The sequence below is a fragment of the Desulfogranum marinum genome (genome assembly GCF_963675105.2).
GTDB lineage: Bacteria > Desulfobacterota > Desulfobulbia > Desulfobulbales > Desulfobulbaceae > Desulfogranum > Desulfogranum marinum.
This window is the reverse complement of record NZ_CAXXRO010000004.1, coordinates 191,460-207,525: the sequence shown is the minus strand read 5'-3', so window position 1 is coordinate 207,525 and position 16,066 is coordinate 191,460. Positions and strand designations below refer to the sequence as shown.

Below are 16,066 nucleotides of genomic sequence, written 5' to 3'. Positions count from 1 at the left end.
GGCTACCGACAGAAATGTTTTGCCACTACAATTCTATTGCTATTGGGTAATGAAGCTGTCAAAATTTACTCTGAGAGAGTTGTTGACTATCTTGGAGTGATATAGAAAGGTTAGCTCAAAGGCGCGCGTACAAAAAGTACCCCCTGGGTTGGTACTTGATGCCGGCGATTTGATGATGTAGCATTTGTTGTCGTAACAAAGCAACACCCAATGCGTTCTCAACGGTCAGGAAATTTTTGATGAAGGAGAGCAGGAGACAATTTTATATTGCCATTGTACCATGAGTGAGAGGAGGGGTAGGGCTTGGCAATCGTTTTCTCAATAAGTTTAACGAAGAGCTGTAGACGCTGGGGAAGGACTGTATCAAAAACGATACCGATACCTCAATGATTATGAAAAGGTTATGGTGAAAATTTTGATGAAGAAGATTAGTAACTCCAAACAAATTGATTCTACTCGTAGCTGCACCGCGAAGGTTACACTGCTGGCGACAGTCTGCTCTATGGTAATCTTTCCCCATCATGCTCAAAGCGAATCTGAGCTGCCACCTGCGACAAATGATACTGTCCAGGTACAAGAATTATCAATAAATGATACCATTCAACAAACCTTTAACGCTGCCACTGGATACATTCACCCTTTTCTATCGGTAGAGGGAGGATATTCAGACAACATTTTCAATACCAAAGACAATGAGAAGGAGGACTTTTATACAACAATCTCACCTGGGCTTTGGGTTGCAACGCCTCGAAGCAAAGAGATTGTGCTTAACATCGACCCATCAAACACCGCCCCTGGCGGCTTGGCTTTTGAGTTTCAGCCAAGTAATATCCAAAAGAAATTTCAGGCCTACGCGCTGTACGAGGCCGATATAATCAGCTACTCTTCGGAGGGCCAAAATGACACCACTAATCATACCGCTGAAGGAATGATTTCCTATGCACTCTCTGATGATTTAACTTTTGAGTTGATTGACAAGTATATCTACTCGTTTGATACTTTCCGGTCAGACGGTTCCCTCGATGGTGTCCTGCAGACATATAACTCCAACGTGCTGATTCTCTCGGCTGATTACGATTTCAACCCAAAGCTTTCCGTCGAAGGTGTCTATTCTAATTTTTACCTGGACTATGAACGACCGGAAAGAGCTTTCCGTGACCGTACTGATAATGCTGGTGCCCTGTATTTAAACTATCAATACTCACCGAAAACTTCTGTTTTTCTCAACGGTGAATACGTTCGGTTATCCTTTGATACGGCAACAGAAAACGATGCTGATCAGTATAACCTTTATGCGGGTATGCAATGGCGACCATCGGGGAAAACGAGCCTCCGCGCACGCTTAGGTTACGTTCATAGATCACGTGATGCAGAAGATGCTGAGGATGCAAGCGAACCTGCAGGGGACCTTAGAATTCAATATAATATCACCGAAAAAACTTCCTTAACGCTCTTAGGTGCCAGTAACATATTTGTATCTGATAGTAATAACTACGGCTATACACGGAATAATTTCTTGAGGCTCGGTTATCGCCAGAACATTACATCTAAAATTTTGGCTGGCCTGGTTGCTCGTGTTGGCAGGAGAGATTACCAGGGAGGAGATCGGGATGACCGAAACGATGATTATTTTCAAATTACCCCATCTATCCAATTTAATTTGAAAGAGTGGATGACGGCAAGGCTAAGCTACATTTATGAAACTCGAGACTCAGATATAGAGGCGAATGATTACCGTAGTAACAGCGTGCTCCTCAAATTTATTGTGTCTCTTTAATCAAAGATATATGACATGTATTTATATATAACGTGCCACCCTTATTGGTCCCATAATTCTTTTTATGGCCAAATGAAAAAAGAGGTATTTTGAAGATCAGCCGCCACTTTCAGTTTAGGTGTTCTCCTAGTCGAGATAACGGTAGATGCTCTGGAGTCCTGAAAACAATCCCAAGTGCGAAACGATCCGTCGAGTAGAGATTGGTTTTGCCCATCTTCACTTCAAATACACCAAGTCCTTAGTAAGGTATGTGCTCAACCTTCTCATGTTCCTGACTATTGTTGATGTTTTCAAACATTTGGGATTAAGTCGGGCTTGATCAATAGCTACATGAGCAATGTAGTTGAATGACAACTGTGGCGTTGGATAGAGATGGCTAGAAGCTTTGGTATAGACAAGTTGTTGAAATTTGAGAAGACTATGTAAAGGCATTTTGAAGGAATATTGACCTGTTTTGATGTGGACAGTCTATCCGCGTGGGCCCTGAAGGAGTCAACAACAAAATAAAGACAATGCAAAATTATAGAACATTTCAATGTTTTTTCTCTCTTTGCTCCGTTTTTGTACCCATAGCTTATAAATAGGTAGCAGGCCCTTTACAAAAGGTTTGTTCAAATTTTCGGGCCCACCTCTTTCTGTTATTCGTAAGCCCCGCAGTTAACTGTTCCATCAGGAGTTACAATGTTTCCATTTTCGTCGGTTATAGCCTTCCCGTCATAGTCTGTTATATTTGGTATTCCTTGCCAGACTGAGGCCTTTCCCGTATTCTCAGCGGGTGAGCCAGTTTGCAAGTGAAAATCGCTCGCGCTGATAAAGAGTGGGTCAGAAAGTATTGCGTTGTTACCTGCAACTCCATCCACACTAGATACATTCGGTGTGTTGATAGTTCCATGCATGACATTATTCTCGATGTTGTAGCCGGCCCTATCTGGAATTGTCATGCTCGTTGTAGAAAAGCCAACCTGATAACCAACGTTTTGGCTAAAAATATTATTCTTTATATTGACATTAGAGGCGTCAGGGTTCCGTATAAAATATCCGCCTTCCGAAGCAGGCGAAGCAGGACCACAGTTTACAACTGTGTTGTTATAAACGTATATGTTCTGAATAGGGTCGGCTTTTCCTGCACGACCTGGGTGTATCATTAAACCCGTCCTTATATTTTCAATAATATTGTGATGTACAAGCACGTTATCAAGAGTGCCGCCTTGCTCAGAGCTTGTCTGGATACCTGTGCCACCATCGGTGAAGTCATGAACATAGTTGTTGTATATTTCAATATTGGTAGTCAACTTATTCCAGGCATCAGCGTAGATCCCATTTACACTGTGTAGGTTGTAAATTTCATTGTGATGAATCTTACCGTTGTATGAGCCACCCTTTATGTCTATACCAGAACCACCGTATCCAGGACCGGTGGCTCCGTTGTTATGAACCTTATTATACATCACTTCGATGTCATGCGAGCGGCCGGAGATAGATATACTTTCACTTTTGCTCCTTACACATGCCAATTCCACTTCGTTTGCGGCGATCACTATATTCTTTGATCCGTGGGCACGTATTCCGGCAGCTTCGGTATTGCTAACCTCGCAATTTTTTATTATCCCGTGGCTTGTTCCGATTGCAAAGTTGATACCATGGTTCTCATTGCCGTCAGCAGAGTCACCACCGGGAATCACATACCCGACATCTTGCACGCGCAAGCCATCTATGATGATATAGCTTTTACCTGATGATTGTATCAGGCCCGCATGTTTTGCTAAATTGACTCCGGAACCATCAAGTAAAGGTTTAGCGCCTGAGCCATAGACGCCAAAAGTAATGTAACCACCTGCAATATTACCGCTAGATGGGATGACTAACTGTTCATTCCAGGTGTGACCACGGTTGAACAGTACGCAATCTCCAGGTGAGAGGAAAGAAGAACTATTTACTTTACTTATAGTCTTCCAAGCAGTGCCGGGAGTTAAACCGTCAGCAGCATCGCTACCATTGTTGGAAACATAGTAGGTGGCTCCGGTGCAGGTTTGCATTTGCTTTAGCTGGCCGGGTAAACGATGAAATGTGGTTGCTTTTATCTCTGGTGTTAATATCGATAATGTGAACATTATTAATAGTGTCAGTCGCATTTAATCACCTTAAAATAATAACTCAAACCCGATATCAGAGTTGGTGTAGTGACGAAGATGATCATCCCTGATAATATTGGCAAGATAGCTTTTGGGGAACTTTTGTCGTATAGGCTGGTGTCTCATTATTGAAGAAGATGTCTGTTTTTTTATTACCCTATTAAATTGTCGTAGTAGATAAAGAAAGCAAAAGAGGCCGAGGTCTCTTTTCGCCAGTTGGCTTTGAAAGAAAATATTACGAAAAACTGCTTACGGCATGAATAATTTGGTATCCACAGTTGACGACCGACCCAATCGATGGACTGGCGGAATAAAGTGGACCACCTTGTTGTTTGATTCACCAGCAAAAAAGTCTTGCTCTATGTCCTTTTTATAGAGGACACATTTACCTGATGAGCCATTTTTTTGATTTAGTTTTATTGATTAAGCTTTGCTATGGCAGCTTTAGCACGTCGCATTCGATCTTGAATTACTTTATCTGTGATTTTGTCTGTCAATAACGATGCTTTTGTATGAGGTCTGTCAGAATATGAGTAGACAATAATATTACTCAATCCTGCCGCATTCACAAAATTAATTGTATCCTCAAAATCTGTCTCTTCCTCGCCGGGAAAACCGATAAGTATATGGCAGCCAAGTTTCAACTCAGGAACCTTTGCATGAATAGAACTAATACATTCTAACGCTTCGTTAGCTTTGTACAATCTTTTCATTGATTTCAGAATTTTATCACTTCCCGATTGGACAGGTATCCCTATGTATTCGAATTTAGATTTATTTCTAGTGATAAGCTCTGATAATACCGGAAAGTATTGATTCAACCATCTTGGGCTAAAATCATCGATAATAAGGCGAAAAGTAGCATCTCTTTTCATCATTTCACTCAAGAGTTCCGTAATATCTGTTCCGATATCTTGTCCCCAGCACCCCACATCCTCTCCCAACAAACGAAATAATGTATACCCATTAGCTAGCCCTTCATCAAAGATTTTTAGAAGTTCTGTTAAGGGAACAGATTTCACAGAACCACAGTAAAATCTGATAGCACAATAACTACATTCGTCCAGGCAACCCGTTGCAACTCGTATATTATAGATAGCCTCCCCTTTGTAGGAAATACTTTCCTCTTGTGGTCCATGGACTACCACTTTTTTGAATTTATTTTTCAGAGAAGAAAAGCCTTTATTTTTGAGGGTGTGGAATATTTTGTTAGCCGACGTTCTTAATGACTGCAGATCCTGTTCAACAAGAAACTTATCGAAAGCAGAGAAACTATTAAAAAGATCCTCTTGGTATTCACTGAAATCATTTGGCAGGGGGATTTCGTTAATTTTTTTCTTCGCATTAATGATGTCATCTAGCTGATTAAACTGTTTACGTTTCAAAGCAATGACATTAAAGGCTTCAACTGCTCTTTCAGGGTTTATGCCGGAAATACAACCGCTCAGGATAAGTTTATTACCTTTTTTCATTTTTTTGTTTACTGCTTTTAGCAGCGCAAGAGTCTCATTTTCGTACTTTTGGGTGAAAGCACATCCAAATAAAACGACAATATCTGCGTGTTGAAACTTTGTAGTTATTTCCCACCCATTCATTCGAAAATATTTAACTATTAGTGTCGCATCTTGTAAACTTCGAGGGCATCCGTTACCAAAACTTACACATACTTTTTTCATATCTAACAATTCCATATTAAGAGGTAGTCCCGTTTTGGGGGCCATCGGTTTAGCTTTTTAAATCAACCTTTATTTTTGACTTAACTCGTTATTTTGTTTTTCGGAATAATTGAAACATCCCGCTACGTATTCAGAATATTGGTTGGATACCTTGGACAGGGGCAACATGTCCACTTTTTATCATAGCGAAAAACCGGAATTCAAAAAATGGCACCCAGTCATCTTGTATCTATTGTGCTCTAGCATAATATGTGCCGAGTGAAAAATAAGATGTTTTTCCTTGTTACTTCATAGTATTAGCTTGTTTTGCGTGAAGAAGTCTCGAGGGGAGGGAGGGGATCTTTTTTCCGAAATTATGGAATTTATTATCTTTGTCGGAAAACAGGACAACGAACCTCACTTTTCGGAAGTGTTTGAACAATGGGAGCCAGATGAGTCTCAAGGTTCACATATAATTATGAGAGTGCCTCAATGGAAAAATATTAGCGGGCACTCACTTTGTTAACAATTACAAATATGCTCTTTTTTTATACTCAATTAGCTAATTTTTACCCCTCAATTCTTTCAAAATAACGAATATTATTTTGTAATGCTTCTCATGGAGTTGGAGAATTCTCCAATTTGAGTTAGTAGGTTATGGTGTTTCGCTTCCCTTGGAATTGGTACGAAAAGACTATACCCATCTCAATAATAGCCGCTAACGCCTCCGTAAAAATCATCTTCATAATGTTACTCATCAGAAAAAAGAATCACCTTACCCCATGGTTGGATGGATCAGGGGACGGAAGAGGTGTGTGTACACATTTCGAACCACCAATTAATTGTATGTGTTGGCCGTTCTGCGATCATCCTACACAGAGGAAGTATGAAATGATCAAGACTAAAACACTCTTTTGGGAGGTAATGTAAGATTACATTTTGATGTACAATAGGATTATACGATGCTGTACCACATCTTGGAAGCCGATGATCGAGGTCCGCCTTCAACCGTCTCGTTCATATGAAAAGGCGGATTTTTTTTGCCAATATTTTTCAACAAACTTTTAGTGTATGGTGTTGACATCACTGGAACGGTAAAAGTTATGAAAGTTTTTCAAGAAGGGGGATGGTATGGACGCAAATAATCTATGGGAAATACTTGGCGAGTTAGAGCAAGAGGAGCATGAACAGGTTTTGATCCAGCTGTTTATGAAGTATGAAGAACGGCAGAAAACTAATCCAACAGATAGTGAGGCCCAACAGTTTTTTGGCTATCTCAGCGCCATTATCAACCATGTCCGGTCTTGTAATGTCAATCGACGCTGAGCATGAGGTGCTCCTCCATTATAAAAGGCACTTTCAAATGTGTAATGCTACCTCTCTTCAGGGATCATGGTCAAGTTAGATGGAATGGGGGGCTCTTTGTATTGTTAAGTGTTTTAATGCAGGCAACTAATTTTACTTGTCGGCAAGCGATGACTATAGTTGCTCGTATGTGAGTTGAGTAACGCTTCACCAGGTAATGGATAATCGTGATATGTGACGTGTAATCATCGTGCAAGGATTTTGCGGTTACCTTTGATAAGAGCTTGTTGGGCATAAACGAAGAGAGAGAACATATGAAAGCAATTGGATACATCAAGAATGGGCCAATCACCGCGTCGGATGCATTGATCGAATTTGAAGCAGAAACACCGGAGGTCGGGGCACGTGATCTGCTGGTCGAAGTCAGGGGAATTGGGGTCAATCCTGTAGATGTGAAAGTACGTACCAATATGGCGCCCGAAAAAGGTCCCAAGGTGATTGGTTACGATGCTGCCGGCGTTGTTCGGCAAATAGGGAGCGAAGTCAGCAAATTTAAAGTGGGTGATGAAGTTTTTTACGCTGGAGATCTCACCCGGCCGGGTACAAATTCCGAGCTGCATGCCGTTGATGAGCGAATCGTTGGGAAAAAACCGAAATCCCTTGGCTTCGCCGAAGCAGCCGGTTTGCCGCTGACTTCTATTACTGCTTGGGAACTGTTGTTTGACGCCCTGAGGATTAAAGAAGGGGAAGGAAAAGGCGAGAGTCTGCTGATTATTGGTGGCGCAGGCGGGGTTGGGTCGATTTTGATTCAACTGGCTAAAAAACTCACTGGCCTGACCGTTGTCGCCACCGCATCTCGTCCAGAAACCTCTGAGTGGGTCACAAAAATGGGAGCGGATCATGTGATCAACCATCGTGAGTCACTTGTCGATCAAATGAAGGCTTTAGGCCTTCAACCTCGCTATGTTGCCTCGCTTACTGCGACAGACCAGCATTATTCAGCCATCATCGAGCTTATAAAGCCTCGTGGCCATATCGCGCTGATTGATGATCCTCTTTCTTTGGATATTACATTGGGTAAACAAAAAGCCCTGACCATTAGCTGGGAATTCATGTTTACCCGCTCGATGTTCCAAACCGATGATATCGAAAAACAGCATGCATTGCTGAACCGAGTATCAGAGCTTATTGACGATGGTATGCTGATTTCCACGGTGACCAATAATCTTGGGAAAATCAGTGCGGAAACACTGAAGGCTGCCCATTTGCAGCAAGAGAGCGGTACTGTGATCGGGAAGAACGTACTCGAGGGGTTTTTTAACTAGGGAGCTGTTCTGAAATAACTCCTAAGAGAGTATAGCCAGCGGCCGCATCATGCTGCTGCTGGCTTAAGTATTAATAATCCCATAAAAAGAATACAAATATACACATATATCACAGCGCGCTCAGGTGAGAGGTGTTGTATGGCCATGCCGGTTAATTGAATGCCCGCACAAGTGAATCAAGGGCTTTTTCCAGTACCGACCTTGGGCAAGCGATATTAAATCGTTCAAATCCAGCTCCATTCTCTCCGAACCAATCTCCATGATCAAGCGCTAGTCCAGCTTTTTCTTCGATAATGTGGGAAACCTTTTCTGGTGAACAACCTAAGCCGTTGAAGTCTACCCAAACGAGATACGTTCCTTCAAGGGCATGCACGCGGATTCCCGGGATTTCTTCCTCTAGACGTTTTTTCAGGTAGGTGTAGTTAGCATGAAGATATACAAGCAGGTCATCCAGCCAGGGTTCTGCCTCGTTGTAGGCTGCCTGGGTAGCAATGGCTCCGAACAGAGTGCCTGTGCCGCCCGGTCCAATCCCGAGCGTTTCGTAATAAATGGAAAAATCATCCCGGATGTGTTGGTTTGGAATGATCAAATTGGATTGTGAGAGCCCAGCCAGGTTAAAGGTTTTACTGGCAGCATTGGCTGCAATGGAATGGAATGCGAATTCTTCAGACAACGTCTGGAAGCTGGTATGCTTATAGCCGGGCATAATGAGGTCGCAGTGAATCTCATCGGCAAAGATAAGAACATTGTGTTTGATACATATCCGGCCGAACTGTTCCAGTTCCGCGGCCGACCACACCCTGCCTACCGGATTGTGCGGGCTGCATAAAATGGCCACTTTCACTCTCGGGTCGGCAGCTTTTTTTTCCAGATCCTGGAAGTCCATCCGGTAACAGCCATCAACAATTTGCAGAGGATTATCGCAAATTCGCCGACCATTGGCTCTGATGCCGGCAGCAAAGGGATAATAAACCGGGGACTGCAGTAAAATTTTATCACCAGGATTGGAAAACCTCTGGATAACATAGTTGGTTGCAGGGACAATTCCCGGACTTGTGAGGATGGATTTCTGGTTGATTTTCCAGCCATGTTTTCGCTGAAACCACGATATCACTGCTTGGTAGTATCCTGGATCAAGCGTGGTATACCCGTATATCTGGTGCGCCAGACGTTTCTCCATGGCAGTGCGAACAACAGTCGGACATTTAAAATCCATATCCGCCACCCACATGGCAAGCAAATGTTCTCTGCCCCTACCAAATTTCGCTTGTAAAATATCGGGTTCCCATTTCACGGAACCGGTATTACTCCGGTCTATGATTTCATCAAAATTCCAGTCCTTACTAATTTTCATTTTGCCCTGCACTCATACAGCTTTTTCCATTATTGGCCAATTTGCTATTCGCTGAACTATTGGAATAAAGGCAGATTTGTATTTTTGTTTTTATCGGAAATAGATTCTGTATATTTTTTGTCTTCAAAGAGATCGTCGCTACTGAAAGCTGCTTTTGCCAATGTATCACATCTATCATTCTCGGTGTTTCCGGAATGCCCTTTTACCCATTCGAATTTAACGTTGTGCTTTTCACATAAGTCAAGGAGGCATTCCCATAAATCAGGATTTTCAGCTTTATCTTTTTTATTTCTTTTCCATCCATTCCTTTTCCATTTTATGGCCCAGCCATTTTCAATACTGTCCACAACATATTGGGAATCACTGTAAACAGTCACGTTACACTCGAACTTTAATGCCTCCAGTGCCTTAATACAGGCTAAGAGTTCCATTCTATTGTTGGTTGTTAATTTGAAGCCACCTGATAGTTCTTTGCGATGTTCGCCATATAAGAGTACACAGCCGTATCCACCGGGGCCGGGATTGCCCAAACAACCACCATCAGTATAAATTGTTACTTTTTTCATATTTTACATTTTTTTACGTTAATCGGGGCAGGGTGGAATTAATCCATTATATTGGGTGATCGTTTACCAGAGGCCGCAGTTTGACGAAAATACCAAGGTTGCTAACCCTCAGAGGATTCCGCGTGGATGCGCTTCGCTTATCCACCCTGTAGTGGACGGATCGTGGGTGAAAATTGGGTGCTATGAACGATTACTATTTTGAATCTGAGTACGTACAAAACTCAGCCAATTATCTACCGAAACAGACAGAAGACTGATTTTGTTTCTCTTTTAAAACCGGGAGACTGATCGAAGTCTTCGCTATCTAATTTTCATAAAAAACCATGAAAAAAAGATAGCGTAGACTTCGATCAGTCCCCTGCCTAAGTACTGAGAAATTTAGGTAAGCGAAGACTCCGATCTGTCTCCCGAATCCCGTCCCCTGCTTATCCATTCTTGGTAAAACCAGGCAGGGTAAATTTGAGGGTAACCTCACCTGTTTCTTTATCCAGGGTCACCATTTTATCGCTGTCTTTGGCGGTGGAAAGTTTTTGCCCTGTGGCCATTTCTAAAAGTCCACTGATAAATCCCATGCCCTGGTTGAGTACCTCTTCCATCTGCTCCTGAGGCTGTGCCTCCTGCCTGGATTCTGGCTTTTCCTCTGCAGTGCACATTTCCAACTCTGCCTCGTTTTCCTCTCCCACATAATCAACGTCTTCTTTGAGTACTTCCGGGTTAAGAAAGTGAGGGGTGTCTTCGGCCAGTTCTTCGGCAGGTAAGGGGGCACTCACCATTGTTGTTTCTTCAACCTCTTCGCCGATCATTTTTCGCAGCTGATCGACCATTTCCTGTCGTTTTTCACGGGAAAACATCACCTCATCTTCACCACCATCAAAAACACCGTTAAACAGCTCTCCTTTCAGCTTAATCCCTGCCATGATACGTTCTTCAATGCTGTATTTGGCAATAAGATTAATGACGTTGATACATTTCGCTTTTTGGCCGATCCGGTTAATCCTGCCGATTCGTTGGTTCATTTTTGCCGGATTCCATGGCAACTCAAAATTGATCACGCAATCTGCGGCCTGTAAGTTTAGACCGGTTCCTCCGGAATCGGTGGAGAGGAACACCTTGCAGTCTGGGTTGGTACTGAACTCATCAATGAGGGCTTGGCGCTTTTTCACGGGTACCTTGCCGGATAATTCGACGAAAGGAATGGATCGGCGGGAAAGATCTTTGCCAATGAGCATCGTCATTGTTGTCCATTCACTGAAAATAACCACCTTGCGTCCATTTTTTTGGATCAGCTCTTCAAGGATGTTCCCTAATTCGTCAAGTTTTGGCGAGAGATTGGTCTCTCTGTCTATCAGGTAGGTTGAGTTGCATACCTGGCGCATTTTCAGGAGCAGCACCTGTATGCGTCGCAGGTCCATGGGCGTGAGAAACTTCTTGTTTAGTATAGGGAGAAGGGTTTGAGAATAGCCGGCATGGATTTCTGCCTGCTCTTGGTAGAGGTCGATAAAATACTCATTAACTATCAGCTCGGGAAGTTCATCAAGCACGTCTTCCTTACGGCGCCGGATAACCAATGGCTGTAGTTTGTCATGGAGTTTATTGAGATTGGTGTAGCCGAGAATATCCCCCCTTTTCTTGGGGTTTAAGAAAAAGTGTTCAGCGGCAAATTGCCACAGGGGGCTTAAAAGGTTGGGATCAAGGAACTGCACCAGTGAATAAACATCTTCCAGCTTGTTTTCTAGTGGGGTACCGGTCAAAATGATTGCGTGCTGACGAGGCAGGCTTTTTACGGCTTCAGCCGTTTTGGTCTCAAAGTTCTTAATACGCTGTGCTTCGTCAAGGATAATCAGATCCGGTTTGAGACGAGAGATTATGGTTACATCACGGAGCACTGCTTCGTAATTGGTAATTTTGAAGAGACTTGTGTCGTTTCGGTACTGTTCTTTTCGCTGCTTGGCAGAACCATTAATTATACACCCCTTTTCATTGCTGAAACGCTCTATTTCCCGCTGCCACTGTTGTTTCAGCGAACTGAGCGTTACAACCAGAATGTTCTGGAAACCAAAAATCTCCTTTTTGAGAACACCGAGTCCTATGGCCTGCAGTGTTTTACCGAGGCCCATCTCATCGCCTATTAATACCGCTTTTTTATAGAGACCAAATGATATGCCCTGTTCCTGGTATGGATAGGGTGCCACCTTAAGATAATCTGAAGGGCGAATGGTATTGTGGGCGGCAGCAGTTTCCAGCTCAGTTTCCAGCGCACTAAGCGCGAGCTTGTGCATAACAGGTTCCTGGATACGGACCTGTTTATAGTGTTCCAGTTGCTCAAGGTACGGAATGAAGTCTGCTGTCGAGGGTTGAGCAAAGAGATTGTTTGCATCGAAAATCTCGGAAAGAAGTTCTGCAAGCTCAGGTTCGATGTGATCTGTTTGCTGCTCATGGAAAAGACGTATTCGGCCGTTAGCGCTATCCCAAAAGATATCAATGTATGGAAAGCGTTCCTTTTCCACTGTTTTGGTAAAGGCCTTTTTTGCCTGAAAGAATTCACTCACGAAAATGACATGTTTACAGGTCCCCAGTTTATTGGTGAGGAAATCAGGGCAAGAGCAGTGTCCGTGACCGCCAGCAGGATCATGCAGGGTGACTTGGTACTGCTTGCCCCGCTTTGTTGTCACCAGGTGATCTCCCTTGATCATATCACCTGCAGTGAGCGCAAACTCCTCATTGCGGCTTTTTCGAAGACGATCTTCCAGGGCCTGTGCTTTTATCTCTTCATAGGTAAGATATTCCTTTTCTATTACTTGCTCGTTGGCTTCTTCATCCCCTCGCTTTTTTCTTTCTTGCCTGTCAAATAATTCAAGGAGAATTGCGATAATATGTTTGCAGCCACTGCCTGGATATGGGCAATCGCATTGAGCCTTGATACCATTGTTTAAAATGATTTCTGTACGGTAATCACCGTAATTTCCATCCACCTCATAGGTGTAGTGACCAGGAGCATTGTTGCCATTAATTTCCCTAAACGCCCCGTTACGGTGTAAGGCCTCGCCACGTTTAAAAATGATTACAGAATCGGCTATGCTGCGAATAGCAGCTATGTGTAATGTAGTCATATCAATCCAATGTTGAGAATAGTGAAGGGGTAAAGCACGGAGAATTACCGGAAAAATATTCGAGTAAAGAGATTTAATCAACCTCTCAAATGGTCGCCTGCCGTTTTTTAAGGGCGCTCTTGGTGCACAGGGATAATACAAATCTCCCATTCTCGATAAAAGCTTTTGTTTTGCTGCAGGTCGGAGCTGTGGTTTTGAGAGCGAACGTTGCATCGGGACGATGTTGTTTCATCGTGTTGAATTTTTTCCTCATCTTTTTCCCATCTTGGAGGATGATTTTACTTTTTCGGGACACAACAATGGCAAAGGTGTTGTAGGCAATCTGCTCGATGCCGGTTCTATCCTTATAAGCTATAAAACATCGTCATTAGATAGGTATTACCTTTTTTACTTATAGGGTAATCTGTGCTACTAATCGTAGCTTGGTGCGAAGGAAGTCGCCGTCAAACCTTCTGTATGCAACTAATGAAAAATAAAATGGAGAAAATAAAAATGTTAAAAAAAAGTTTGTTCTGTCTTGTCGCATTCCTGTTTTGTGCGTCAACCGCTTCTGCATTTCTGTCCGGCAAATACAACTTTATTTCCCCTGACGATCTGCAAAAACGCATCGAGGTAAATTCACCCATGATCCTGGTTGATATCTGTCCGGTTGAGCAATTTGCCAAAGCGCACATCCCAGGCTCGATTGAAACAAATGCCTACCCGGTGAAAACCGATGAAGAGCGTGCGTCCTTGAGCCGCTTGCTGCCACAGATTCGCAAGAGCCAGGATGATGTAATTGTCCTCTGCCCTCGGGGCGGTGGAGGTGCCAAGAGAACCTATGACTTTTACAAAGCCAATGGCGTTGCTGAGAACCGGTTGCTGATCCTTGAGAAAGGCGTAGACAATTGGCCTTTCGCCACCGAGGCGAAGTAAGTCATTCATGAATTTACCCCAGGTACAAGCGAAGAAATCGCTTTTCTCAAGCATGGTTCTGAAAGGGATCCTGATACTGGGGATCGTCATAGCCTTTTCGGTTTTCTTCGGTACCGGCCTGCATTATGAACTGACACTTGCTGCGGTCAAATCCCACCAGTTAGCGCTCCAGCAGCTTTATGCCGGAAGTCCCTGGCTGGTGGTTGGTGGTTTTCTCGCCTGCTACCTGCCCGTTATAATCCTCAACCTCCCAGGAGCAGCCGTGCTCGGCCTGGTTGCCGGCTCGATTTTCGGCACCTTGGCCGGGACCATGCTGGTGTCCTTTGCCAGCACCATCGGGGCAACCATGGCATGCGCCCTTTCCCGCTATTTGTTCCGGGATATGGTGCAACGGCGATTTGCCGACAAGCTGAAACGGGTCAATGTCGGCTTACATAATGAGGGTGCTCTTTATCTTTTTTCTCTCCGACTGCTGCCGGTCATTCCCTTTTTTATCATCAACCTGGTCATGGGGCTGACAACACTTCGTCTGACCACTTTTTATTGGGTTTCGCAACTCGGCATGCTGCCGGGAACATTCCTTTTTGTTAATGCCGGCAACCAATTGGGACTGATAGATTCTCCGGCTGCAATTTTATCGCCCGGTTTGCTGGTCGCTTTTGGTCTCATAGGTCTTTTCCCGCTCATAGCCAAACGCTTGCTTGTTTGGCAGAGAAGTACACGACAAACGAGCCGACAACGGCAACAGGCGAAAACCAAACCATCGGTGCTTCCGGCAACTATATCCAACCAGCTAGCCGAAATTGAAAATCATTGTAGCGAATGTGGGGCATGCGTTAAAAATTGTGCCTTCCTGAGCCATTACGGCACCCCCAAAGCAATTGTTGCAAATTATGATTTTACCGATGAGGGAGCCCAGGCAATGGCTTACGAATGCAGTCTTTGCGGCCTTTGTACTGCAGTTTGTCCGGAAAAACTCGACCCGGGCAAACTCTTTCTGGACTTGCGAAGGGCATGCGTTACAAGCGGTCGGTTCAGCGAATCGACCTACCGCAAAATTCTCAACTACGAGAACGTTGGAAGATCGAAGCTTTTCTCCTGGCAGGGAATCCCCAATGGCTGTGATACCGTCTTCTTCCCCGGCTGTAATCTGCCCGGTAGTCGCATGGCAACCACACTTCGCATCTTTGAGAATCTACAGCGTACCATCCCAAAAATTGGAATGGTGCTCAATTGCTGTAGTAAACCCTCCCACGATCTTGGGCGGCAAGAGCACTTTGTCGCAGCTTTTGATACGTTGCGCCAAAGCCTTCAGCGGCAAGGAGTCCAGCGTGTTCTGGTTGCCTGTCCAAACTGTTATAAGATTTTTCAGCAGTATGGTGAAGGCCTGGAAGTGCAGACAGTTTACGAGGTTCTGGAGGTGGGACAGGCAGCTGTACCAATGGTAAACGCATGGAACGTGGTGAGTGTTCACGATCCCTGCTCTATGCGAGATGCTGATGGTGTGCAGCAGTCCGTACGTCGACTGGTGACCGGTCTGGGCCTGGAGCAAGTCGAGATGAAGCACCGGGGCCGTCGCACGCTCTGTTGCGGTGAAGGGGGCACGGTGAATGCCGTCCGTCCTTCCTTTGCCAAGGGCTGGGCAAACATGCGAGCAAAGGAAAGCCAAGGTCGCATAGTGGTAACCTACTGCGCCGGCTGCTGTAGTTTCCTCGAACGGATCATGCCAACGTTCCATATTGCCGACCTGCTCTTTTTGCCCGAGGCAACAGGGCCAGGCAAAAAATCGGCAACTCATGCGCCATTCACCTATTTGCAACGACTCCGCTTGAAAAGAAGACTACAAAAAGATCCTGCTCTCTCCGTAACCTCTAATCGGCAGAGATAATACCACCCCGCCTGAACAGCAGCATAGCAACAATAAATT

Annotated in this window: 10 protein-coding genes; 5 read left to right on the top strand and 5 right to left on the bottom strand. The window is 44.2% G+C overall.

Annotated elements, in window-relative coordinates:
* Positions 1-403 precede the first annotated feature (403 nt).
* Positions 404-1,777 carry an outer membrane beta-barrel protein gene (locus ACHZCY_RS09725; RefSeq protein WP_319548760.1) on the top strand — a complete coding sequence of 458 codons (1,374 nt, stop codon included), beginning with the start codon at positions 404-406 and terminating at the stop codon, positions 1,775-1,777.
* A gap of 638 nt (positions 1,778-2,415) precedes the next feature.
* Here the strand turns inward: ACHZCY_RS09725 and ACHZCY_RS09720 are convergent.
* Entirely contained in the window at positions 2,416-3,909 is a 1,494-nt protein-coding gene (locus ACHZCY_RS09720; RefSeq protein WP_319548759.1) for a right-handed parallel beta-helix repeat-containing protein, read from the bottom strand.
* A gap of 416 nt (positions 3,910-4,325) precedes the next feature.
* Positions 4,326-5,600 carry a radical SAM protein gene (locus ACHZCY_RS09715; protein WP_319548758.1) on the bottom strand — a complete coding sequence of 425 codons (1,275 nt, stop codon included), beginning with the start codon at positions 5,598-5,600 and terminating at the stop codon, positions 4,326-4,328.
* A gap of 1,095 nt (positions 5,601-6,695) precedes the next feature.
* Here ACHZCY_RS09715 and ACHZCY_RS09710 point away from each other — a divergent pair.
* Positions 6,696-6,890: a hypothetical protein gene (locus tag ACHZCY_RS09710; RefSeq protein WP_319548757.1), complete on the top strand. Its 195-nt coding sequence runs from the start codon at positions 6,696-6,698 to the stop codon at positions 6,888-6,890.
* Between the two features lie 293 nt (positions 6,891-7,183).
* A complete protein-coding gene (locus ACHZCY_RS09705; protein WP_319548756.1) occupies positions 7,184-8,194 on the top strand; it encodes a zinc-binding alcohol dehydrogenase family protein in 1,011 nt (336 codons plus the stop codon).
* A gap of 151 nt (positions 8,195-8,345) precedes the next feature.
* Here the strand turns inward: ACHZCY_RS09705 and ACHZCY_RS09700 are convergent, their stop codons facing one another.
* From ACHZCY_RS09700 to ACHZCY_RS09690, 3 genes are all read right to left on the bottom strand, one after another.
* Positions 8,346-9,548 (bottom strand): MalY/PatB family protein, encoded by a 1,203-nt coding sequence (locus ACHZCY_RS09700; RefSeq protein WP_319548755.1) that lies wholly within the window; start codon positions 9,546-9,548, stop codon positions 8,346-8,348.
* Positions 9,549-9,604: 56 nt separating this feature from the next.
* The gene (gene rnhA / locus ACHZCY_RS09695) at positions 9,605-10,114 is read right to left on the bottom strand and encodes a ribonuclease HI (RefSeq protein WP_319548754.1); all 510 of its coding nucleotides are present in this window, start codon (positions 10,112-10,114) and stop codon (positions 9,605-9,607) included.
* Positions 10,115-10,539: 425 nt separating this feature from the next.
* A complete protein-coding gene (locus ACHZCY_RS09690) occupies positions 10,540-13,224 on the bottom strand; it encodes an SNF2-related protein (protein WP_319548753.1) in 2,685 nt (894 codons plus the stop codon).
* A 492-nt stretch (positions 13,225-13,716) separates the two neighbouring features.
* Here ACHZCY_RS09690 and ACHZCY_RS09685 point away from each other — a divergent pair, with 492 nt between their 5' ends.
* Together ACHZCY_RS09685 and ACHZCY_RS09680 are read left to right on the top strand one after the other, a co-directional pair.
* The gene (locus tag ACHZCY_RS09685; protein ID WP_205222848.1) at positions 13,717-14,139 is read left to right on the top strand and encodes a rhodanese-like domain-containing protein; all 423 of its coding nucleotides are present in this window, start codon (positions 13,717-13,719) and stop codon (positions 14,137-14,139) included.
* A gap of 7 nt (positions 14,140-14,146) precedes the next feature.
* Entirely contained in the window at positions 14,147-16,027 is a 1,881-nt protein-coding gene (locus ACHZCY_RS09680) for a VTT domain-containing protein (RefSeq protein WP_319548752.1), read from the top strand.
* The last annotated feature ends 39 nt before the right edge of the window (positions 16,028-16,066 follow it).